Origin of the sequence: Endozoicomonas sp. ALB032 (assembly GCF_049310125.1) — a bacterium.
GTDB lineage: Bacteria > Pseudomonadota > Gammaproteobacteria > Pseudomonadales > Endozoicomonadaceae > Endozoicomonas_A.
In genome coordinates this window covers 6,313,361-6,338,365 of record NZ_JBLYNW010000001.1, presented here as the reverse complement: position 1 = coordinate 6,338,365, position 25,005 = coordinate 6,313,361, and the positions used below count along the sequence as shown (strand labels likewise).

Below are 25,005 nucleotides of genomic sequence, written 5' to 3'. Positions count from 1 at the left end.
ATGTAGATTCCCTGAAAATCTATGCTAAGTACCTAGGTACTTATTCGACAGTCATCAGTCATAAAGGTTCAAGGATATTTTTTATTCTTTGAGATTCGATAGCTTCTGAAGGGCAGCGGCCTCCCTGTTTCGCCAAAAATGAGTTTTCGCCCTGTATGTCCGGCTGGAGTCAAAGGCTTCCGCTCTATCAAACCATTCCCTCCATTCTTGCTCACTTTTTCCCAGCATTCTGAGACAGTGCGCTTTTTGGGAATAAACTCCCGCACTCGGTGGGTACTTTGTCAGTGCTGATTCCACAAATTCCAGAGCCTTATGAAGGTTATCTTGTCCTGACTCAGGGTTATCCTGAATGATCTGCTCACAAGCCAGGCTGAAATAATGGATCGAGTTAGCCAGCAAGGTATTGGCACTTTCCGGATAGCGGCTAATCATTTCCATAAATCCTTCTTGCCCGACAGATAATTTTAACAGTGTGAGTTCAAATTCATTCGAATGATAGAATTCACAGCCACGCTCAACCAGTCTTTTAGCCCGTCCAAGTTTGCCTGTAATCTCCCAGCAGCGTGCCAGAGTCAGGTCAATGTCATGATTGCCAAAGGGCTTGCACAGGCTGTCTTCGTCGTCACCGGGGTGCCTACCACTTATGTTCAGCAGCAGTCTTTCAGCCCGTTCAGGTTTATCCATCATCACCCAGAGCGTCGCCAGACCCAGATCAATATCATAATTTCCACAAGGCTTGCAAAGGCTCTCCTCACTGCCATCAGGGTCCTTGCCACTCATGTTAAGTAGCAGTCTTTCAGAGAGGTGATATTTGCCCGAGACCTGCCAGTGTCGTACCAGTGTCAGATCAATTTCCAGCTGCCAGCAGGGCTTGCACAGGATCTCTTCACTGGCGCCGGGATGCTTGCGAATCATGTTCAGCAGCAGCTTTTCAGCCAGTTTATATTTGCCCGTCAGCTCCCAATATCGCATCAGAGCCATGTCAATTTCACGATTCCCACAGGGCTTGCACAGTGCTTCCTCGCTGTCGCCGGGGCGCTTTCCACTCATGTTCAGCAGTAGCTTTTCAGTTCGTATATAGTTGCATTTCCTCTGCCAGAGTAGTGCCAGAGTGAGATCAGTGTCATGATGCCCACAGAGCTTGCAAAGTTCTTCCTCGCTGTCACCCGGGCGCTTTCCACTCATGTTCAGCAGTAGCTTTTCAGCCAGCTCAAATTTGTCCATTTCATCCCAGGTTCGCACCAGAGTCATGTCAATGGCACGATGGCCAGTGGGGCTACACAGAATCTCCTCACTGTCATCGGGATGCTTGCGACTCATGTTCAGCAGCAGCCTCTCAGCCCGCTCTTGCTTGCCCAACGCCCGCCAGATAAACGTCAGAGTCAGATCAACGTCTCTATGGTCAGATTGCCTGCAGAGTAGGTCCTCATCGTCATCGGGGCGCTTGCCAATGATGTCGAGCATCAGGAGTTCTGCCTTTTGACGTTTGTCCAGCAACTGCCAGAGTCGCCCCAGGGCCATATTGACGGTATGGAGGTATTTAGGCAGTTGTGCTGTAGCAGGAGAGTAAGGTTTTGACTGCAGGTTTTTAATCAGTTCTGTTTTTATGTTCAGTAATAGTGTTTCAGCCAGAGTGTATTTGCCCATAGACTGCCACAGTCGGGCATTACTAATATCTGCGGCATAATAGCGAGAAGGTTCACACAGGGCTCTCATGTCGGCATCGCGCCATTTTCTTCTCAGTCTCAACAGTCGAGTTTCGGCATCAAGGTGTCTTCCAAGTGCTTCTTCACAAAGGCTCAGGGTCAGATCAAGGTTATTAATGGTCGAAGCCCCGAACCTGGTAAGTTTTTCATCTAACCTGAGTTCTTCCAGAATAGAGCAGGCTTCCATCTGTTTTTCGCAGGTTTGCTCTTTTAGAGATCTTGCAAGCCCTATGGTTGCTTCCTGCTTTTCGCACCGATTCGGTATGCCATGCTTGCCGTTTAAGAGGGCCCGGAATGCTTTTTCTGCATCTGTGAAATTTTGATTGTTGAGCATTGCGAAAGCGCTTTTGATCTTTTTTTTAAGAATTTCAGGAGGGCAGGCCCTCGCCTCTGGGTGAAACTTCAGGGGAGTAGCGCTTTGGTATGCAGTTGCTGGCCAGTCTGGAATATTTGAGGGACTGTTCGAATGTTGATGACCACCATGAGGACGTTGCGAACGTGGAATAAACCTTTCAGCTTTCGGATTTAAGGTAGATCTACGCCCTTTTGATGCACCGGTATCTGAACCTGACGCACAATACTGTGACGGCCGAGATGTCTTAGCAGGCTGGCAGACAGATGCCTGCCGACCCGAAATATTTGAGGGATTGGTCGAATGTTGACGAACACCTCGTGGAAGTTGAGCAGGTTGAGTAAGAGATTTAGTTTCCCGATTAGAGGTAGATAGACGTTTTCTAACCGCATCGGCATAGGAGCCAGACACACAATATTGAGACGATTGCGATGTCGCAGTGCTCGAACTGGCTGGAGCGCTGGTTGTAGGTGTTGGCCCGTAACTCATAATGATGTAGATTCCCTGAAAATCTATGCTCAGTACCTGGCCAGTTGGTTTCGCATATTCTGGCGAGTGGATTTTTTCATCCTTCAAGGCGCAACGACGGGCGCGTAGCCATAGCTACGCAACCAGAGTTGGAACGCAGAAGGATGGAAAAAGCCGCCGTCCAGAATATGCGAAACCAACTGGTTAGGTACTTATTGGACAGTCATCAGTCATAAAGGTTCAAGGAAGTTTTTTTATTCTTTGAGATTCGATAACTTCTGCAGGGCAGCGGCCTCCCTGTTTCGCCAAAAATGAGTTTTCGCCCTGTATGTCCGGCTGGAGTCAAAGGCTTCCGCTCTATCAAACCATTCCCTCCATTCTTGCTCACTTTTTCCCAGCATTCTGAGACAGTGCGCTTTTTGGGAATAAACTCCCGCACTCGGTGGGTACTTTGTCAGTGCTGATTCCACAAATTCCAGAGCCTTATGAAGGTTATCTTGTCCTGACTCAGGGTTATCCTGAATGATCTGCTCACAAGCCAGGCTGAAATAATGGATCGAGTTAGCCAGCAAGGTATTGGCACTTTCCGGATAGCGGCTAATCATTTCCATAAATCCTTCTTGCCCGACAGATAATTTTAACAGTGTGAGTTCAAATTCATTCGAATGATAGAATTCACAGCCACGCTCAACCAGTCTTTTAGCCCGTCCTAGTTTGCCTGTAATCTCCCAGCAGCGTGCCAGAGTCAGGTCAATGTCATGATTGCCAGAGGGCTTGCAAAGGCTGTCTTCGTCGTCATCGGGGTGCTTACCACTCAGGTTCAGCAGCAGTCTTTCAGTCCGTTCAGGTTTTTCCATCATCTCCCAGAGCATCGCCAGAGCCAGATCAAAATCATTGTTTCCACAAGGCTTGCAAAGGCTCTCCTCACTGTCATCGGGGTCCTTGCCACTCATGTTAAGCAGCAGTCTTTCAGAGAGGTGATATTTGCCCAAGGCCTCCCAGTATCGCACCAGTGTCAGATCAATTTCCTGCTGCCAGCAGGGTTTGCACAGGATCTCTTCACTGGCGCCGGGATGCTTGCGACTCATGTTCAGCAGCAGCTTTTCGGCCAGTTTATATTTGCCCACCAGCCCCCAAAATCGCACCAGAGCCAGGTCAATTTCACGATTCCCACAGAGCTTGCACAGTGCTTCCTCGCTGTCACCGGGGCGCTTTCCACTCATGTTAAGCAGTAGCTTTTCAGTTCGTATATAGTTGTATTTCTTCTGCCAGAGTAGTGCCAGAGTGAGATCAGTGTCATGATGCCCACAGGGCTTGCACAGTTCTTCCTCGCTGTCTCCGGGGCGCTTTCCACTCATGTTCAGCAGTAGCTTTTCAGCCAGCTCAAATTTGTCCATTTCATCCCAGGTTCGCACCAGAGTCATGTCAATGGCACGATGGCCAGTGGGGCTACACAGAATCTCCTCACTGTCATCGGGATGCTTGCGACTCATGATCAGCAGCAGCCTCTCAGCCCGTTCATGCTTGCCCAACGCCCGCCAGATAACCGTCAGAGCCAGATCAACGTCTTTATGATCAGATTGCCTGCAGAGTATGTCCTCATCGTCATCGGGGCGCTTGCCAATGATGTCGAGCATCAGAAGTTCTGCCTTTTGATGTTTGTCCAGCAACTGCCAGAGTCGCCCCAGGGCTATATTGACGGTATCGAGGTATTTAGGCAGTTGTGCTATAGCAGGAGAGTAGGGTTTTGACTGCAGGTTTTTAATCAGTTCTGTTTTTATGTTCTGTAACAGTGTTTCAGCCAGAGTGTATTTGCCCATAGACTGCCACAGTCGTGCATGAGTAATATCTGCGTCATAATAGCGGGAAGGTTTGCACAGGGCTTTCTTATCGGCATCGCGCCATTTTCTTCTCAGTCTCAACAGCCGGGTTTCGGCATCAAGGTGTCTTCCAAGTGCTTCTTCACAAAGGCTCAGGGTCAGATCAAGGTTGTTAATGGTCGAAGCCCCGAACCTGTTGAGTGTTCCATCTAACCTGAGTTCTTCCAGAATAGAGCAGGCTTCCATCTGTTTTTCGCAGGTTTGCTCTTTTAGAGATCTTGCAAGCCCTATGGTTGCTTCCTGCTTCTCGAACCGATTCGGTATACCACACTTGCCGTTTAAGATGGTCCGGAATGCTTTTTCTGCATCTATGAAATTTTGATTTTTGAGGATTGCGAAAGTGCTTTTGATCTCTTTTTTAACCGCTCCAGGAGGGCAGGTCTCCGCCTCCGGGTTAAACGTCCGGGGAGTAGAACTCTGGTATGCAGTTGCTGGCCAGTCTGGAGTATTTGAGGGTCTATTCGAATGCTGATGACCATGATGAAGTTGCGAACGTGGAATAAACGTTTCAGCGTTTGGATTTAAGGTAAATTTATGCCCTTTTGATGCACCGGTATCTGAACCTGACGCACAATACCCTGACGGTTGTAGTGTCGTAGCAGGCTGGCAGGCAGATGCCTGCCGACCCGAAATATCTGAGGGATTGGTGGAACGGTGATGAACAACTTGTGGAAGTTGAGCCGGTTGAGTAAGAGATTTAGTTTCCCGGCCTGAGGTAGTTAGAGACTTTTTTGCCGCATCGGCATAGGAACCCGGCGCACAATATTGAGACGATTGCGATGTCCTGATGCTCGAACTCACTGGAGCACTGGTTGTAGGTGTTGGCCCGTAACTCATAATGATGGAGATTCTCTGAAAATCTATGCTGTTGGAAATGTTGGACAGTCATCAGGCATAAAGGTTCAAGGAGGTTTTTTTATTCTTTGGAATTCGACAACTTCTGAAGGGCTGCGGCTTCCCTGTTTCGCCAAAAATGAGTTTTAGACCTGTATGTCCGGCTGGAGTCAAAGGCTCTCGCTCTAGCAAACCATTCCTTCCATTTTTGCTCATTTTTCCCCAGCATTCTGAGACAGTGCGCTTTTTGCGAATAAGCTCCCGCACTTGGTGGGTATTTCTTCAGTGCTGATTCCACAAATTCCAGAGCCTTATGAAGGTTATCTTGCCCTGACTCCGGGGTGTCCTGAATGATCTGCTGACAAGCCAGGCTGAAATAATGGATCGAGTTAGCCAGCAAGGTATTGGCACTTTCCGGATAGTGGCTAATCATTTCCATAAATTCTTCTTGTCCGGTAGAAAACTTTAACAGTGTGAGTTCAAATTCATTCGAATGATAGAATTCACAGCCACGCTCAACCAGATTTATAGCCCGTTCATGTTTGCCTGTAATCTCCCAGCAGCGTGCCAGAATCAGGTCAATGTCATGATTGCCAGAGGGCTTACAAAGGCTGTCTTCGTCGTCATCGGGGTGCTTACCACTTATGTTCAGCAGCAGTCTTTCAGTCCGTTCAGGTTTATCCATATTCTCCCAGAGCACCGCCAGAGCCAGATCAAAATCATGGTTTCCACAAGGCTTGCAAAGGATCTCCTCACTGCCATCAGGGTCCTTGCCACTCATGTTAAGCAGCAGTCTTTCAGAGAGGTGATATTTGCCCAGGACCTCCCAGTATCGCACCAGGGTCAGATCAATTTCCTGCTGCCAGCAGGGCTTGCACAGGATCTCTTCACTGGCGCCGGGATGCTTGTGACTCACGTTCAGCAGCAGCTTTTCAGCCAGTTTATATTTTCCCGTCAGCTCCCAAAATCGCACCAGAGCCAGGTCAATTTCACTATTCCCACAGGGCTTGCACAGTGCTTCCTCGCTGTCACCGGGGCGCTTTCCACTCATGTTCAGCAGTAGCTTTTCAGTTCGCATATATTTGTACATCCTCTGCCAGAATACCGCCAGAGAGAGATCAATGTCATGATGCCCACAGAGCTTGCACAGTTCTTCCTCGCTGTCACCGGGGCGCTTTCCGCTCATGTTCAGCAATAGCTTTTCAGCCAGCTCAAGTTTGTCCATTTCTTCTTCCCAGGTTCGCGCCAGAGCCATGTCAATGGCACGATCGCCAGTGGGTCTACAGAGAATCTCCTCACTGTCATCGGGATGCTTGCGACTCATGTTCAGCAGCAGCCTCTCAGCCCGCTCTCGCTTGCCCAACGCCCGCCAGATAAACGTCAGAGCCAGATCGATGTTTTTATGATCAGATGGCCTGCAGAGTATGTCTTCATCGTCATCGGGGCGCTTGCCAGTGATTTCGAGCATCAGAAGTTCAGCCTTTTGATGTTTGCCAATCAACTGCCAGAGTCGCATCAGGGCCGTATTGACGGTATTGAGGTGATTACGCAGTTTTGATGTAGCGGTAGAGTGGGCTTTTGACTGCAGGTTTTTAATCAGTTCTGTTTTTATGTTCAGTAACAATGTTTCAGACAGAGTGTATTTGCCCGTAGACTGCCACAGTCGGGCATGAGTTATATCTGCGGTATAATAGCGAGAGGGTTCGCACAGGGCTCTCTCATCGGCATCGCGTCTTTTTCTTCTCAGTCTTAACAGTCGGGTTTCGGCATCAAAGTATCTTCCAAGTGCCTCTTCGCAAAGGCTCAGGTTCAGATCAAGGTTACCAATGCTCGAAGCTCCGAACCTGTCGAGTGTTCCATCTAACCTGAGTTCTTCCAGAATAGAGCAGGCTTCCATCTGTTTTTCGCGGGTTTGCTCTTTTAGCGATCTTGCAAGCCCTATGGTTACTGTCTGCTTGTCGAACGGATTCGGTATGCCATGCTTGCTGTGTAAGATGGCCCGGAATGCTTTTTCTGCACCTGTGAAATTATGATTGTCGAGCATTGCTAAAGCGCTTTTGATCTCTTTTTTAAGAGTTTCAGGATGGCAGGTCTTCGCCTCTGGGTGAAAGGTCCGGGGAGTAGAACTCTGGTATGCAGTTGCTGGCCAGTCTGGAGTATTTGAGGGACTGTTCAAATGTTGATGACCACCATGAGGACGTTGCGAACGTGGAATAAACGTTTCAGCGTTTGGATTTAAGGTAAATTTACGCCCTTTTGATGCACCGGTATCTGAACCTGACGCAGAATACCCTGACGGTTGCAATGTCGTAGCAGGCTGGCAGGCAGATGCCTGCCGACCCGAAATATCTGAGGGACAGGTGGAACGTTGATGAACAACTTGTGGAAGTTGAACCGGTTGAGTAAGAGATTTTATTTCCCGATTTGAGGTGGATAGACGTCTTTTTACCGCATCGGCATAGGAACCTGATGCACAATATGGAGACGATTGCGATGTTGAAGTGCTCGAACTGGCTGGAGCGCTGGCTGAAGGTGTTGGCCCGTAACTCATAATGATGTAGATTCCCTGAAAATCTATGCTGCTGACATGTTGGACAGTCATCAGTCATAAAGGTTCAAGGAAGTTTTTTTATTCTTTGGAGTTCGATAACTTCTGAAGGGCAGCGGCCTCCCTGTTTCGCCAAAAATGAGTTTTAGCCCTGTGTGTCCGGCTGGAGTCAAAGGCTCTTGCTCTATCAAACCATTCCTTCCATTCGTGCTCATTTTTCCCCAGCATTCTGAGACAGTGCGCTTTTTGGGAAAAAGCTCCCGCACTCGGAGGGTATTTCTTCAGTGCTGATTCCACAAATTCCAGAGCCTTATGAAGGTTATCTTGTCCTGACTCCGGGTCATCCTGAATGATCTGCTTACAAGCCAGGTTGAAATAATGGACCGAGTTAGCCAGTAAGGTATTGGTACTTTCCGGATAGTGGCTAATCATTTCCATAAATCCTTCTTGCCCGGTAGGTAACTTTAATAGTGTGAGTTCAAATTCAATCGAATGATAGAATTCACAGCCACGCTCAAGCAGTCTTTTAGCCCGTCCAAATTTGCCTGCATTCTCCCAGCAGCGTGCCAGAGTCAGGTCAATCTCATGATTGCCAGAGGGCTTGCACAGGCTGTCTTCGTCGTCACCGGGGTGCTTACCACTCATATTCAGCAGCAGTCTTTCAGTCTGTTCAGGTTTATCCATCATCTCCCAGAGCATCACCAGAGCCAGATCAATATCATGATTTCCACAAGGCTTGCAAAGGATCTCCTCACTATCATCGGGGTCCTTGCCACTCATGTTAAGCAGCAGTCTTTCAGAGAGGCGATATTTGCCCGAGACCTCCCAGTATTGCACCAGTGTCAGATCTATTTCCAGCTGCCAGCAGGGCTTGCACAGAATCTCTTCAGTGGCGCCGGGATGCTTGCGACTCATGTTCAGCAGCAGCTTTTCAGCCAGTTCATATTTGCCCGTCAGCTCCCAAAATCGAACCAGAGCCAGGTCAATTTCACGATTCCCACTGAGCTTGCACAGTGCTTCCTCGCTGTCACCGGAGCGCTTTCCACTCATGTTCAGCAGTAGCTTTTCAGTTCGTATATATTTGAATTTCCTCTCCCAGACCAGTGCCAGAGAGAGATCAATGTCATGATGCCCACAGAGCTTGCACAGTTCTTCCTCGCTGTCACCGGGGCGCTTTCCACTCATGCTCAGCAGTAGCTTTTCAGCCAGCTCAAGTTTGTCCATTTCATCCCAGGTTCGCACCAGAGCCATGTCAATGGCACGATGGCCAGTGGGGCTACACAGAATCTCCTCACTGTCATCGGGATGCTTGCGACTCATGTTCAGCAGCAGCCTCTCAGCCCGCTCACGCTTGCCCAACGCCCGCCAGATAAACGTCAGAGCCAGATCAACGTCTTTATGATCAGATGGCCTGCAGAGTATGTCCTCATCGTCATCGGGGCGCTTGCCAATGATGCCGAGCATCAGAAGTTCAGCCTTTTGATGTTTGTCCATCAACTGCCAGAGTCGCATCAGGGCCATGTTGACGGTATCGAGGTGTTTACGAAGTTTTGATGTAGCAGGAGAATAGGGTTTCGACTGCAGGTTTTTGATCAGTTCTTTTTTTATGTTCAGGAACAGTGTTTCAGCCTGAGTGTATTTGCCCATAAGCTGCCACAGTCGGGCATTACTAATATCTGCGACATAATAGCTAGAGGGTTCGCACAGGGCTCTCTCATCGGCATCGCGCCTTTTTCTTCTCAGTCTCAACAGTCGAGTTTCGGCATCAAGGTGTCTTCCAAGTGCTTCTTCACAGAGGCTCAGGCACAGATCAAGGTTATTAATGGTCGAAGCTCCGAACCTGGTAAGTTTTCCATCTAACCTGAGTTCTTCCAGAATAGAGAAGGCTTCCATCTGTTTTTCGTGGGTTTGCTCTTTTAGAGATCTTGCAAGCCCGATGGTTGCTTCCTGCTTGTCGAACCGATTCGGTATGCCATGTTTGCCGTTTAAGATGGTCCGGAATGCTTTTTCTGCATCTGTGAAATTTTGATTGTTGAGCATTGCGAAAGCGCTATTGATCGCTTTTTTAAGAGCTTCAGGAGGGCATGTCTGAAACGTCCGGGGAGTAGAACTCTGGTATGCAGTTGCTGGCCTTGAGGGTCTGTTCGAATGTTGATGACCACCATGGGGAAGTTGCGAATGTGGAATAAACGTTTCAGTGTTCGGATTTAAGGTAGATCTACGCCCTTTTAACGCATCGGCATAGGAACCTGACGCACAATACCGTGATGGCTGAGATGTCTTGGCAGGCTGGCAGACAGATGCCTGCCGGCCTGAAATATCTGAGGGATTGGTCGAATGTTGACGAACACCTTCTGGAAGTTGAGTTGGTGGATTGAGAGGTTTAACTTCCCGACTTGAATTAGAAGGACGTTTTTTTGCCGCATCGGCATAGGAAACTGGCGCACAATACTGGGACGATTGCGACGTCGTAGTGCTCGAACTGGCTGGAACGCTGGCTATAGGTGTTGGCCCGTAACTCATAATGATGTGGATTCCCTGAAAATCTATGCTTAAGTACCTGGCCAGTTGGTTTCGCATATTCTGGCGAGTGGATTTTTTCATCCTTCAAGGCGCAACGACGGGCGCGTAGCCATAGCTACGCAACCAGAGTTGGAACGCAGAAGGATGGAAAAAGCCGCCGTCCAGAATATGCGAAACCAACTGGTTAGGTACTTATTGGACAGTCATCAGTCATAAAGGTTCAAGGATGTTTTTTTATTCTTTGAGATTCGATAACTTCTGAAGGGCAGCGGCCTCCCTGTTTCGCCAAAAATGAGTTTTAGCCCTCTGTGCCCGTCTGAAGTCAAAGGCTCTCGCTCTATCAAACCATTCCCTCCATTCTTGCTCACTTTTCCCCAGCATTCTGAGACAGTGCGCTTTTTGGGAAAAAGCTCCCGCACTCGGTGGGTATTTTTTCAGTGCCGATTCCACAAATTCCAGAGCCTTATGAAGGTTATCTTGTCCTGACTCCGGGTCATCCTGAATGATCTGCTCACAAGCCAGGCTGAAATAATGGACCGAGTTAGCCAGCAAAGTATTGGCACTTTCCGGATAGCGACTGATCATTTCCATAAATCCTTCTTGCCCGGTAGGTAACTTTAATAGTGAGAGTTCAAATTCAATCGAATGATAGAATTCACAGCCACGCTCAAGCAGTCTTTTAGCCCGTCCAAATTTGCCTGTATTCTCCCAGCAGCGTGCCAGAGTCAGGTCAATCTCATGATTGCCAGAGGGCTTGCACAGGCTGTCTTCGTCGTCACCGGGCTGCTTACCACCCATGTTCAGCAACAGTCTTTCAGTCTGTTCAGGTTTATCCATCATCTCCCAGAGCATCGCCAGCGCCAGATCAATATCATGATTTCCACAAGGCTTGCAAAGGATCTCCTCACTGTCATGGGGGTCCTTGCCACTCATGTTAAGCAGCAGTCTTTCAGAGAGGTGATATTTGCCCGAGATCCCCCAGTGTCGCACCAGTGTCAGATCAATTTCCAGCTGCCAGCAGGGCTTGCACAGGATCTCATCACTGGCGCCGGGATGCTTGCGACTCATGTTCAACAGCAGCTTTTCAGCCAGTTCATATTTGCCCTTCAGTTCCCAAAATCGAACCAGAGCCAGGTTAATTTCGCGATTCTCAGAGAGCTTGCACAGTGCTTCCTCGCCGTCACCGGGGTGCTTTCCACTCATGTTCAGCAGTAGCTTTTCAGTTCGTATATATTTGTATTTCCTCTGCCAGACTAGTGCCAGAGAGAGATCAATGTCATGATGCCCACAGGGCTTGCACAGTTCTTCCTCGCTGTCACCGGGGCGCTTTCCACTCATGTTCAGCAGTAGCTTTTCAGCCAGCTCAAGTTTGTCCATTTCTTCCCAGGTTCGCACCAGAGCCATGTCAATGGCACGATGGCCAGTGGGGCGACACAGAATCTCCTCACTGTCATCGGGATGCTTGCGACTCATGTTCAGCAGCAGCCTCTCAGCGCGCCCACGCTTGCCCAACCCCCGCCAGATAAACGTCAGAGCCAGATCAACGTCTTTATGATCAGATCGTCTGCAGAGGACGTCCTCATCGTCATCGGGGTGCTTGCCAATGATGTCGAGCATCAGAAGTTCAGCCTTTTGATGTTTGTCCATCAACTGCCAGAGTCGCATCAGGGTCATGTTGACGGTATCGAGGTATTTACGCAGTTTTGATATAGCAGGAGAATAGGGTTTTGACTGCAGGTTTTTAGTCAGTTCTGTCTTTAAGTTCAGTAACAATGTTTCAGCCAGAGTGTATTTGCCCATAAGCTGCCACAGTCGTGCATTACTAATATCTGCGGCATAATAGTGAGAAGGTTCGCACAGGACTCTCTCATTGGCATCGCGCATTTTTTTTCTCAGTCTCAACAGTCGGGTTTCGGCATCAAGGTATCTTCCAAGTGCTTCTTCACAGAGGCTCAGGCACAGATCAAGGTGACTAATGGTCGAAGCTCCGAACCTGTTAAGTTTTCCATCTAACCTGAGTTCTTCCAGAATAGAGCAGGCTTCTATCTGTTTTTCGCGGGTTTGCTCATTTAGAGATCTTGCAAGCCCTATGGTTGCTTCCTGCTTGTCGAACCGGTTCGGTATGCCATGTTTGCCGTTTAAGATGGCCCGGAATGCTTTTTCTGCAGCTGTGAAATTTTGATTGTTGAGCATCGCGAAAGCGCTATCGATCGCTTTTTTAAGCGCCTCAGGAGGGCAGGTCTTCGCCTGAAAGGTCCGGGGAGTAGAACTCTGGTATGCAGTTGCTTGCCTTGAGGGTCTGTTCGAATGTTGACGAACACCTTCTGGAAGTTGAGTCGGTGGATTGAGAGGTTTAGCTTGCCGATTTGAGGTAGATGGAGGCTTTTTTGCCGCATCGGCATAGGAAACTGGCGCACAATATTGAGGCGATTGCGATGTCTCAGTGCCCGAACCGGCTGGAGCGCTGGTTGAAGGTGTTGGCCCGTAACTCATAATGATGTAGATTCCTTGAAAATCTATGCTGTTGGACAGTCATCAGTCATAAAGGTTCAAAGAAGTTTTTTTATTCTTTGAGATTGATAACTTCTGAAGGGCAGCGGCTTCCCTGTTTCGCCAAAAATCAGTTTTACTCCTCTGCAATCGGTTGGGGTCAAGGAAGTTGGTTTTTTGGAACCATTGCTTCCATTCTTTCTCGCTGGCACCCATCATTCTGAGACAATGCGCTTTTTGCGAAAAAGCGCCTGCACTCGGGGGGTACTTTTCTAATGCTGATTCAACAAGCTCTAGCGCCTTGTTTAAGTTATCTTTTCCTGACCCCGGGACGTCCTCTGCTATTTGCTCACATGCCAGTCTGAAATAATGGATCGAGCAAGTCAGCAGGGTATTAGCACTCTCCGGATACCTGCTGATCATTGCCAAAAATCCTGCTTGCCCGGCAGATAAGCTCAACAGTGATAATTCACACTCACTCGAAGGGTATAAATCACAGCAGCGTGTGATCAGTTCTTTAGCCCATTCATATTTGCCAATTCTCTGCCAGTGTCGTACCAGTGTCAGATCTATAACATTATTCCCGCAAGGCATGCACAGATGGTCGTCACTGTCATCGGGGTGCTTGTTACTCATGTTAAGCAATAGCCTTTCGGCCAGATAATGTTTGTCCATTAACTCCCAAAGTCGCGCCAGAGCCAGGTCAATGAAATGATTCCCGCAAGGTTTGCACAGGCTGTCTTCGCTGGCATTGGGGTGCTTGCCACTCATGTTCAGTAACAGTCTTTCAGTCAGGTAATATTTGTCCATTGACTCCCAAAGTCGCGCCAGAGCCAGGTCAATGAGATGATTACCGCAAGGTTTGCAGAGGCTGCCTTCATCGGCATCGGGATGCTTGCCACTCACGTTCAGTAACAGCTTTTCAGTCAGGTAATATTTGTCCATTAACTCCCAGTGTCTCGCCAGGGACAGGTCAACGGCATGATTTCCACAGGGCCTGCACAGTTCTTCCTCACAGGCACAAAAGTACTTACCACTCATGTTCAGCAGCAACTTTTCAGACAGTTGATATTTGCTCGTATTTTGCCAGAGTCGCACCCGAGCCAGGTCGATGTCTTGATTCCCGGAAGGTTTGCACAGGGTGTCTTCATCGGCATCGTCTTCATCGGCATTGTCTTCATCGCCATTGTGCTGCATGCCAATCATATTCAGCAGTAGCCTCTCGGACAGTTTATTTTTACCGATACGTAGCCAGAGTCGCACCCGAGCCATATCAATGTCATGATTTCCTGAAGGCCTGCACAGGCTGTCTTCATCGGCATTGGGATGTAGGCCAATCATGTTCAGTAGCAGCCTTTCAGAGCGTTCATGTTTGCCCATTAGCTGCCCGAGTCGGATCCGGGTCAGGTCAATTTCCTGATTCCCACAAGGTTTGCAAAGGCTGTCTTCACTGGCATCCGGGTGCGTGCCGCACAGGTTAAGGAGCAGTCTTTCAGCCAGTTGATATTTGCCCGCCAGCTCCCAATGTCGCACCAGAGTGAGGTCGATAATAGGATGCCCAGAGGGCTTGCAAAGGCTGTCTTCACTGTCATGAGGATGTTTGTGGCTCATGTTTAGCAGCAGTCTTCCAGACAGTTCATGTTTGTCCATATCCTGCCAGAGGCGAACCTGAGCCAGATCAATAATATGATTTCCGGAGGGCTTGCACAGGTAGTCACAACTCTCATCGGGGTGCTTGCCACAAGTGCTCAGCAGCAGTCTTTCAGCCAGCTTATGTTTGCCCATAATGATCCATAGTCTTGCCAGAGCCAGGTCAATGTTATGATCTCCTGTGGGCCTGCAGAGAATGTGCTCAGTGTCCTCAGGATGCTTTTTGCTCATTTTCAGCAGCAGTCTTTCGGCCTGTTTATGTTTACCCATATCCTGCCAGAGACGCACCAGAGCCAGGTTGATGTCATCATGGGCGGAGGGCTTGCAGAGAATGTCCTCACTGTCATCGGGATGTTTGCCCATCATATCCAGCAGCAGGCTCTCAGACAGTTGGAATTTTTCCAGATGCTGCCAGAGTCGAGCCAGAGTCAAATTTACGGTGTGGAGTTTTCTGCGCAAGTTTTTTACATCATATGGATTCAACAGCAGGCTATTAATCAGCCCTGCTCTCATGTTCAGCAGGAGTTTTTCAGACAGCGAGTATTTGTGTAAATGTTGCCATACCAGGGCCATAGTAATATCTGCGTCAAAATTGCCAGAAAGCGCACACAGGGCATTTTCATTATCATTGAGCCTTTTGTGTCTCAACGTCAAAAGTCGTGCTTCTGCGTTCAGTTGCAAACCAATTTTTTCTTCACAAAGGCTCAGGGTCAGATCAAGGTTATGAATGGTTGAAGCCCCAAATGCATTAAGCGGTCCTTTTGATCTGAGTTGTTTCAGAATATTGCAGGCTTCTATCTGTTTGTTAACTGATTGCTCTTTTAGCGACCTTGCAAGCCCTATGATTATGTCTCGATAACCGAACTGGTTTTCTATTCCCTGGTTTTCGCTTAAGAGGGTCCGGAATATTTCTTCTGCTTTTATGAAATTTTGTTTTTTTAGTGCTTCGTAAGCGTTATCAACCTTCATTGCAGTTTCTTTGGAATAATTTTTCCTCCTCTGTTTTTGAAACGTCTGAGGAGGAATGTTCTGGCCTGCAGTCGTTTGTGGGTATCTGACAGATAAGGGTGTGTCCGGACTTTGCTTAACCTGTTCAGAGCGTGGAATAAACGGTTCTGCATTCGGATTTAAGGAAGATTTATTCGCTTCAGGCGTTGCTGCCGGAGCGCTGGAACTGACCGCAGTGCCGGTCGTCGGTGTTGGTCCATATGCCATAGAACTATTACATTTTTGTAAAACGGTGCTCCTTGGACAGCAAACGGACATTAAAGTTCATGGTTGTTCGTCTATATTGAGAGCCTGCAAGGTTTGCACTTTCCGGATAGCGGCTCATCATTTCCATAAATCCTTCTTGCCCGGCAGATGGGCTTAAGTTATCAGGCATATCAGGGGTGTCTGTTTACTCTTTGAGATCCCGTAACTTTTGAAGAGCAGAGGATTCTTTGCTTCGCCAAAAATCAGTTTTACTCCTATGCAATCGGTTGGAGTTAAGGAAGTTGGCTTTTTGGAACCATTGCTTCCATTCTTTCTCGCTGGCACCCATCATTCTGAGACAATGCGCTTTTTGCGAATAAGCGCCTGCACTGGGGGGGTACTTTTCCAATGCCGATTCAACAAGCCCGAGCGCCTTGTTTAAGTTATCTTTTCCTGACCCCGGGACGCCCTCTGTTATTTGCTCACATGCCAGCCTGAAATAATGGATCGAGCAAGTCAGCAGGGTATTAGCATTCTCCGGATACTTGCTGATCATTTCCAAAAATCCTGCTTGCCCGGCAGATAAACTCAACAGTGCTAATTCACACTCACTCGAAGGGTATACATCACAGCAGCGTGTGATCAGTTCTTTAGCCCATTCATATTTGCCGGTTCTCTGCCAGAGTCGAACCAGTGTCTGATCTATAAGATAATTCCCGCAAGGCATGCACAGACGATCGTCACTGTCATCGGGGTGCTTGCTACTCATGTTCAGCAATAGCTTTTCGGCCAGATAATTTTTATCCATGAACTCCCAAAGTCGCGCCAGAGCCAGGTCAATGAAATGATTCCCGCAAGGTTTGCACAGGCTGCCTTCGTCGGCATCGGGGGGCTTGCCACTCATGTTCAGTAACAGCCTTTCAGTCAGGTAATGTTTGTCCATGAACTCCCAAAGTCGTGCCAGGGAGAGGTCAGTGAGATGATTTCCACAGGGCCTGCAGAGTTCCTCCTCACTGGCACATAAGTACTTACCACTCATGTTCAACAGCAGCCTCTCAGACAGTTCATATTTGCTCATATTTTGCCAGAGTCGTACCCGAGCCAGATCAATGTCATGATTCCCGGAAGGTTTGCACAGGGTGTCTTCACCGGCATCGGGCTGCAGGCCAATCATATTCAGCAGCAGCCTCTCGGACAGTTCATCTTTGCCGATAACTTGCCAGACTCGCACCCGGGCCATATCAATGTCATGATTCCCTGAAGGCCTGCACAGGCTGTCTTCATCGGCATTGGGGTGCAGGCCAATCATATTCAGTAGCAGCCTTTCAGACCGTTCATGTTTGCCCATTAGCTGCCCGAGTCGCATCCGGGCCAGATCAATTTCCTGATTCCCACAAGGTTTGCAAAGGCTGTCTTCACTGGCATCCGGGTGCGTGCCACACAGGTTAAGCAGCAGTCTCTCAGCCAGTTGATATTTGCCCTCCAGCTCCCAATGTCGCACCAGAGTGATGTCGATAATAGGATACCCAGAGGGCTTGCACAGGCTGTCCTCACTGTCATGAGGATGCTTGTGGCACAGGTTCAGCAGCAGTCTTCCAGACAGTTCATGTTTGTCTATTTCCTGCCAGAGGCGTACCAGAGCCAGATCAATAACATGATGCCCGGAGGGCTTGCACAGGTAGTCCCAACTCTCATCGGGCTGCTTGCCACAAGTGCTCAGCAGCAATCTTTCAGCCAGCTTATGTTTGCCAATAATTATCCATAATCTTGCCAGAGCCAGGTCAATGTCATGATCCCCAGAGGGTCGGCAGAGAATGACCTCAGTGTCCTCAGGATGCTTTTTGCTCATTTTCAGCAGCAGTGTTTCGGCCTGTTTATGTTTACCCATATCCTGCCAGAGAAACACCAGAGCCAAATTAACGAGATGGAGGTGTCTGTGCAATTTTTGTACATCGTATGGATTCAACAGCAGGCTATTAATCAGCTCTGCTCTCATGTTCAGCAGGAGTTTTTCAGACAGCGAGTATTTGTGTAAATGTTGCCATACCCGGGCCATAGCAATATCTGCGTCAAAATTGCCAGAAAGCGCACACAGGGCATTTTCATTATCATTAAGCCTTTTGTTTCTCAACATCAAAAGTCGTGCTTCCGCGTTCAGTTGCAAACCAATTTTCTCTTCACAAAGGCTCAGGGTAAGATCAAGGTTATGAATAGTCGAAGCCCCAAATGCATTAATCGGTCTTTCTGATCTGAGTTGATTCAGAATATTGCAGGCTTCTATCTGTTTGTTAACCGTTTGCTCTTTTAGCGACCTTGCAAGCCCTATGATTATGTCTTGATAGCCGAACTGACTTTGTATGCCCTGGTTTTCGCTTAAGAGGGTCCGGAATATTTCTTCTGCTTTTATGAAATCTTGTTTTTTTAGTGCTTCGTAGGCCTTACCAACCTTCATTGCAGTTTCATCGGAATAATCTTTTATCCTCTGTTTTTGAAACGTATGAGGAGCGATGTTCTGGACTGCAGTCGTTTGTGGGTATCTGACAGATAAGGGTGCTTCCGGACCTTGCTTAACCTGTTCAGAGCGTGGAATAAAGGGTTCTGCATTCGGGTTTAAGGAAGATTTACTCGCTTGGGGTGTCGTAAATGTCGGAGCGCTGGAACTGACCGTGGCGCTGTTGGTTGATGTTGGTCCGTATGTCATTGCAATACATCTCTGTAAAACGGTGCTCCTTGGACAGCAAACGGACATTAAAGTTCATGGTTGTTCGTCTATATTGAGAGCCTGCAAGGTATTCGCACTTTTCGGATAGCGGCTCATCATACCCATAAATCATTCTTGTCCGGCAGATAGGCCTGAGTCATCAGGCATAAAGATTCAAGGATGTCTGTTTACTCTTTGAGATTCGATAACTTCTGAAGGGCAGCGGCTTCTTTGCTTCGCCAAAAATCAGTTTTACTCCTCTGCAATCGGTTGGGTTCAAGGAAGTTGGCTTTTTGGAACCACTCCTTCCATTCTTTCTCCCTGGCCCCCATCATTCTGAGACAATGCGCTTTTTGCGAACAAGCGCCTGCACTCGGGGAGTACTTTTCCAATGCTGATTCAACAAGCTCGAGCGCCTTGTTTAAGTTATCTTTTCCTGACTCCGGGACGCCCTCTGTTATTTGCTCACATGCCAGCCTGAAATAATGGATCGAGCAAGTCAGCAGGGTATTAGCATTCTCCGGGTGCCTGCTGATCATTTCCAAAAATCCTGCTTGCCCGGCAGATAATCTCAACAGTGCTAATTCACACTCACTCGAAGGGTATACATCACAGCAGCGTGTGATCAGTTCTTTTGCCCATTCATATTTGCCGATTCTCTGCCAGAGTCTTACCAGTGCCAGATCTATATGATGATTCCCGCAAGGCATGCACAGACGATCGTCACTGTCATCGGGGCGCTTGCTACTCATGTTCAGCAATAGCTTTTCGGCCAGATAATTTTTATCCATGAACTCCCAAAGTCGCGCCAGAGACAGGTCTATGAGATGATTCCCGCAAGGTTTGCACAGGCTGCTTTCGTCGGCATTGGGGTGCTTGCCACTCATGTTCAGTAACAGCCTTTCAGTCAGGTAATCTTTGTTCATGAACTCCCAAAGTCGCGCCAGGGACAGGTCAGTGAGATGATTTCCACAGGGCCTGCAGAGTTCCTCCTCACTGGCACATAAGTACTTACCACTCATGTTCAGCAGCAGCCTCTCAGACAGTTCATATTTGCTCTTATCTTGCCAGAGTCGCACCCGAGCCAGATCAATCTCATGATTCCCGGAAGGTTTGCACAGGCTGTCTTCATCGGCATCGGGCTGCAGGCCAATCATATTCAGCAGCAGCCTCTCGGACAGTTCATCTTTGCCGATAACTTGCCAGACTCGCACCCGGGCCATATCAATGTCATGATTCCCTGAAGGCCTGCACAGGCTGTCTTCATCGGCATTGGGGTGCAGGCCAATCATATTCAGTAGCAGCCTTTCAGAGCGTTCATGTTTGCCCATTAGCTGCCCGAGTCGCATCCGGGCCAGATCAATTTCCTGATTCCCACAAGGTTTGCAAAGGCTGTCTTCACTGGCATCCGGGTGTGTGCCACACAGGTTAAGCAGCAGTCTTTCAGCCAGTTGATATTTGCCCTCCAGCTCCCAATGTCGCACCAGAGCGATGTCGATAATAGGATGCCCAGTGGGCTTACACAGGCTGTCTGCACTGTCATGAGGATGCTTGTGGCACATGTTCAGCAGCAGTCTTCCAGACAGTTCATGTTTGTCCATTTCCTGCCAGAGGCGTACCTGAGCCAGATCAATAACATGATGCCCGGAGGGCTTGCAGAGGTAGTCCCAACTCTCATCGGGGTGCTTGCCACAAGTGCTCAGCAGCAGTCTTTCAGCCAGCTTATGTTTGCCCATAATTATCCATAATCTTGCCAGAGTCAGGTCAATGTCATGATCCCCAGAGGGCCGACAGAGAATGTCCTCAGTGTCCTCAGGATGCTTTTTGCTCATTTTCAGCAGCAGTCTTTCGGACTGTTTATGTTTCCCCATATCCTGCCAGAGACGCACCAGAGCCAGGTTGATGTCATCATGGGCGGAGGGCTTGCAGAGAATGTCCTCACTGTCATCGGGATGTTTGCCCATCATTTCCAGCAGCAGGCCCTCAGACAGTTGGAATTTTTGCATAAGCTGCCAGAGTCGAATCAGAGCCAAATTTACGAGATGGAGGTGTCTGCGCAATTTTTCTACATCGTATGGATTCAACAGCAGGCTATTAATCAGCGCTGCTCTTATGCTCAACAGGAGTTTTTCAGACAGCGACCATTTGTGTAAAAATTGCCATATTCGGGCCATGTTAATGTCTGCGTCAAAATTGTCAGAAATCGCACACAGGGCATTTTCATTATCATTGAGCCTTTTGTTTCTCAACATCAAAAGTCGTGCTTCCGCGTTCAGTTGCAAACCAATTTTCTCTTCACAAAGGCTCAGGGTCAGATCAAGGTTATGAATGGTCGAAGCCCCAAATGCATTAAGCGGTCCTTCTGATCTGAGTTGATTCAGAATATTGCAGGCTTCTATCTGTTTGTTAACCGTTTGCTCTTTTAGCGACCTTGCAAGCCCTATGATTATGTCTTGATAGCCGAACTGACTTTGTATGCCCTGGTTTTCGCTTAAGAGGGTCCGGAATATTTCTTCTGCTTTTATGAAATTTTGTTTTTTTAGTGCTTCGTAAGCGTTATTAACCTTCATTGCAGTTTCTTTGGAATAATTTTTTATCCTCTGTTTTTGAAACGTCTGAGGAGTGATGTTCTGGCCTGCAGTCGTTTGTGGGTATCTGACAGATAAGGGTGTGTCCGGACTTTGCTTAACCTGTTCAGAGCGTGGAATAAACGGTTCTGCATTCGGGTTTAAGGAAGATTTACTCGCTTCAGGTGTTGCTGCCGGAACGCTGGAACTGACCGCAGTGCCGGTCGTCGGTGTTGGTCCATATGCCATAGAACTATTACATTTTTGTAAAACTGTGCTCCTTGGACAGCAAACGCTCATTAAAGTTCATGGTTGTTCGTCTATATTGAGAGCCTGCAAGGTTCGCACTTTCCGGATAGCGACTCATCATGTCCATAAATCCTTCTTGCCCGGCAGGCTGGCCTGAGTCATCAGGCATAAAGGTTCAAAAATGTCTGTTTACTCTTTGAGATCCCATAACTTCTGAAGAGCAGCGGATTCTTTGCTTCGCCAAAAATCAGTTTTACTCTTTTGTAATCGGTTGGGGTCAAGGAGGTTGGCTTTTTGGAACCATTCCTTCCATTCTTTCTCGCTGGCACCCATCATTCTGAGACAATGCGCTTTTTGCGAACAAGCGCCTGCACTTGGGGGGAACTTTGCCAATGCTGATTCAACAAGCTCGAGCGCCTTGTTTAAGTTATCTTTTCCTGACCCCGGGACGTCCTCTGTTATTTGCTCACATGCCAGTCTGAAATAATGGATCGAGCAAGTCAGCAGGGTATTGCCATTCTCCGGTTGCCTGCTGATCATTTCCAAAAATCCTGCTTGCCCGGCAGATAATCTCAACAGTGCTAATTCACACTCACTCGAAGAGTATATATCACAGCAGCGTGTGATCAGTTCTTTTGCCCATTCATATTTGCCGATTCTCTGCCAGAGTCGTACCAGTGCCAGATCTATATGATGATACCCGCAAGGCATGCACAGACGATCGTCACTGTCATCGGGATGCTTGCTACTCATGTTCAGCAAGAGTCTTTCAGACAGGTACAGTTTGTCTGTTTCCTCCCAATGTCGCGTTATAGTCAGGTCTAGTTCCAGATTTCCACAGGGGCTGCATCGTTCTTCCTCAGTGGCATAGAGGTGAGTACCTCTCATGTTCAGCAGCAGGCTTTCAGCTAATTTATTTTTTCCCGTTATCTCCCAGAGTCGAACCAGGGCCAGATCAGCTTCATGATTCCCGGAAGGCGTGCAGAGCCTGTCTTCATCGGCATTGGGATGCTTGTGACTTATGTTCAACAGCAGCCTCTCAGACAGTTCATATTTGTTCATATTTTGCCAGATTCGTGCCTGACACACGTCAATGCTATGATTCCCGGAAGGCGAGCAAAGGGTGTCTTCATCGGCATTGGGGGGCTTGCCTCTCATATTCAGTATCAGTCTCTCAGACCATTCATATTTGCCCATCAGCTGCCAGAGTCGCATACGGGTGAGGTCAATTTCCTGATTCTCACCAGGAGTGCAAAGGGTGTCTTCACTGGCATTTGGGTCTATACCACACATGTTGAGCAGCAGTCTTTCAGTGAGGTTATATTTGCCCGCCAGCTCCCAATGTCGTGCCAGAGTGATGTCGATAACATGATTTCCAAAGGGCTTGCACAGGGTGTCTTCACTGTCATCGGGATGCTTGTGGCTCATGTTCAGCAGCAGTCTTTCAGACAGTTCATGTTTGTCCATATCCTGCCAGAGACGCAGCAGAGCCAGATCAATGACATGTTGCCCACATGGCCTGCAAAGGATGTCCGAACTCATACCAAGGTGCTTGCCACTCATATTCAGCAGCAGTCTCTCAGCCCGATCATATCTACCCATCTTCTGCCAAAGCCGCACCAGAGCCAGATCAATTTTACGATGATCAGAGGGGGTGCAAATAATCTCCTCACTGGCATAAGGAGGCTTGTTACTCAGGCTCAGCAGCAGTCTTTCAGATTGATAATTTTTGTCCATCACGTTCCAGAGTCTTGCCAGCGCCAGTTTAATGTCATGATGGCAGGGACGGTGCAGGAACTCCTCACTGCCATTGGGGGCTATACCAATCATGCTCAACAGCAGACCTTCAGCCCATTCATTTTTACCTCTCTCCTGCCAGAATATTGCCAGAGTCATATTAACTGTATGGAGGTTTTTATGCAGTTTTTGTAAGGCGTAAGCGGATCGGACCGACCGTAAATTAATAGTCAACACTGATCGCATGTTAAGCAGGAATGTTTCAGTCAGTGTGTGTTTTTCCATAACCTGCCACAGCTTGCTATTAGCCATATCAGCGTCAAAATTGTCAGAAGGCTGACAGAGGCTCGCCTCATCAGCATCGGGATTTATGTTTCTCAGTCTCAAAAGTCGTGCTTCAGCATCAAGGTACCTTCCAAGTGCCATTTCACATTGACTCAGGGTCAGATCAAGGTTTTTAATGGTTGAAGCCTTGAGCGCGGTGAGCTTTCCTTTCAACCTGAGTTTTTCCAGAAGATCGCAGGCTTCTCTCTTTTTTTCATAAGTTTGCTCTTTTAGCGATCTTGCAAGCCCTATGGTTGTGTTCTGCTCTTCTAACAGGGTCAGCTTGCCCTGGTTTTCGTTTAAGATGGCCCGGAATGTTGCTTCTGCATTTATGAAGTCCTTACCTTTTAATGTATCGAAACCGCTACTGATCTTTTCTTTAATCGCTCGTTGAGTCGCTTCAGGGCGAGAGCTATTTGCTCTTTGGCCAAACCTCCGGGGAGTAAACGTTGGGTATTCAGTCGCTTGTCGGCGCCCGATATCTGGAGGTGTGTTCGTACATTCCTGAACACCTTGAGCACGTGGCATAAACGGTCGAGCTTCCGGGTTTAAGTCAGATTTACGCTTTGGTGCATTATCGGTACTTGAACCTGACGAATAATACCGTGATGGTTGCGATGTCGTAGTGGTACTTGAACTGGCGGCATGGGTTGTTGTTGGTAATCCGTAACTCATAGCAATAGAACATCCAAAGAAATCTATGCCATTCGACAGTAAACAGGCATAAAAGTTCATGGTTATCCAGTCCGGAGTTCTTGATTCCGCTATTTCTCTGGAGTGTGAGTACCTTGCAACTAGCGGAAATTACTCTTGGCAAATACCTGTAATGCAGATTTAACAGCTGCAACTTCCGGATAACGTTCTAATTCCGGAGGACAATAAAATGATAAATGTACCCGAAGCGCGTTAGCCAGTTCATTAACATTGAGTTGCACCAACTGACCACTTTGCAACAAAGGCGCAGCTAAAGAGTGCTCCAGGATCGCCCACCCGTCTTCAAGCAGTAGAGTCAGTAGTACATCATTATTACTCACTAAGCATACATGGGTAGAAATGGAATAAAGTTCAGGATTACTATTATGGTGGTTTTCGCTTAAGTATTGCGTGGCCAGTTCAAGCTCATCCATTTGAATACAATCTCGCTTTGCCAGTGCGTGCTCAGGATGACAATAAAAACCGTGTTCACTGGTACCCAGATTAATAAAACTGAAGGTACGCTCAGGCATGTTTCTAAGCCGGCTTTGCATAATGGCAACACAATGCTGGTTGCTCACTAACGCGTCCAGCGTCTCATCCCGGTTTCGATGCAACCAATGCAGGCGCAACATCGGAAACTGATCCCTGACTGATTGATTAACCACTCTTATCAAGCTATTGGGTACCAGGTTGTCATGGTAAACAATCAGAGATTCAAGTGCCTGTTTGTAGCTGTCGATCATTCGGCGATAGAGAAGATTACTGTTTTTAACCAGCACCTTTGCTTGACGATAGAGGGCATCAGCTTCGTTTGTTGCCACGGCTTTCTTTCCCTCAATGGCAAACAAACGGATTGCAAAACTGTCTTCTAACGCCTTCACTTGCTCACGAATGGTGGTTCTGTCTTTGTGCAGTTTCTTTGCTGCTTTGCTGTAGCTGGCTTCTTCAAACGTGGCGCAAAATGCGGCTAAGTGCTCGTATGAGAACATTTATCTTTCTCCTGCTGCCCATAAAAAATGAATGTAATTGCCCATCATAATGCATTTATCATGGCCGTTTAATATTGCTATTTTTTGCATCTTGCCT

12 protein-coding genes are annotated in these 25,005 nt (G+C 48.0%); all 12 read right to left on the bottom strand.

Going from position 1 to position 25,005, the window contains the following annotated elements:
* Positions 1 to 81: 81 nt before the first annotated feature.
* Positions 82 to 2,040, bottom strand: a complete 1,959-nt coding sequence (locus ACO6VG_RS23790; protein WP_422475919.1) for a tetratricopeptide repeat protein — start codon at positions 2,038 to 2,040, stop codon at positions 82 to 84.
* Between the two features lie 740 nt (positions 2,041 to 2,780).
* On the bottom strand, positions 2,781 to 5,243 hold the full coding sequence (locus ACO6VG_RS23785) for a tetratricopeptide repeat protein (protein ID WP_422475917.1): 2,463 nt from the start codon (positions 5,241 to 5,243) through the stop codon (positions 2,781 to 2,783).
* A 79-nt stretch (positions 5,244 to 5,322) separates the two neighbouring features.
* The gene (locus ACO6VG_RS23780) at positions 5,323 to 7,791 is read right to left on the bottom strand and encodes a tetratricopeptide repeat protein (RefSeq protein ID WP_422475915.1); all 2,469 of its coding nucleotides are present in this window, start codon (positions 7,789 to 7,791) and stop codon (positions 5,323 to 5,325) included.
* 78 nt (positions 7,792 to 7,869) lie between these two features.
* Positions 7,870 to 10,311 (bottom strand): hypothetical protein, encoded by a 2,442-nt coding sequence (locus ACO6VG_RS23775; RefSeq protein WP_422475913.1) that lies wholly within the window; start codon positions 10,309 to 10,311, stop codon positions 7,870 to 7,872.
* Positions 10,312 to 10,545: 234 nt separating this feature from the next.
* Complete coding sequence (locus ACO6VG_RS23770; RefSeq protein ID WP_422475911.1) at positions 10,546 to 12,804, bottom strand: hypothetical protein; 2,259 nt, start codon at positions 12,802 to 12,804, stop codon at positions 10,546 to 10,548.
* A gap of 42 nt (positions 12,805 to 12,846) precedes the next feature.
* Positions 12,847 to 15,666 (bottom strand): hypothetical protein, encoded by a 2,820-nt coding sequence (locus ACO6VG_RS23765; RefSeq protein WP_422475909.1) that lies wholly within the window; start codon positions 15,664 to 15,666, stop codon positions 12,847 to 12,849.
* Positions 15,667 to 15,673: 7 nt separating this feature from the next.
* Positions 15,674 to 15,835, bottom strand: coding sequence for a hypothetical protein (locus ACO6VG_RS23760; protein ID WP_422134575.1), 162 nt, complete (start codon positions 15,833 to 15,835; stop codon positions 15,674 to 15,676).
* A 15-nt stretch (positions 15,836 to 15,850) separates the two neighbouring features.
* Complete coding sequence (locus ACO6VG_RS23755) at positions 15,851 to 18,346, bottom strand: PABP-interacting PAM2 motif-containing protein (protein ID WP_422475907.1); 2,496 nt, start codon at positions 18,344 to 18,346, stop codon at positions 15,851 to 15,853.
* A gap of 188 nt (positions 18,347 to 18,534) precedes the next feature.
* On the bottom strand, positions 18,535 to 21,162 hold the full coding sequence (locus ACO6VG_RS23750) for a PABP-interacting PAM2 motif-containing protein (RefSeq protein WP_422475905.1): 2,628 nt from the start codon (positions 21,160 to 21,162) through the stop codon (positions 18,535 to 18,537).
* A 7-nt stretch (positions 21,163 to 21,169) separates the two neighbouring features.
* The gene (locus ACO6VG_RS23745) at positions 21,170 to 21,331 is read right to left on the bottom strand and encodes a hypothetical protein (protein WP_422134572.1); all 162 of its coding nucleotides are present in this window, start codon (positions 21,329 to 21,331) and stop codon (positions 21,170 to 21,172) included.
* 20 nt (positions 21,332 to 21,351) lie between these two features.
* Entirely contained in the window at positions 21,352 to 23,898 is a 2,547-nt protein-coding gene (locus ACO6VG_RS23740) for a hypothetical protein (RefSeq protein ID WP_422475903.1), read from the bottom strand.
* Positions 23,899 to 24,017: 119 nt separating this feature from the next.
* Positions 24,018 to 24,908 carry a LysR family transcriptional regulator gene (locus tag ACO6VG_RS23735; RefSeq protein ID WP_422134570.1) on the bottom strand — a complete coding sequence of 297 codons (891 nt, stop codon included), beginning with the start codon at positions 24,906 to 24,908 and terminating at the stop codon, positions 24,018 to 24,020.
* Positions 24,909 to 25,005 lie beyond the last annotated feature (97 nt).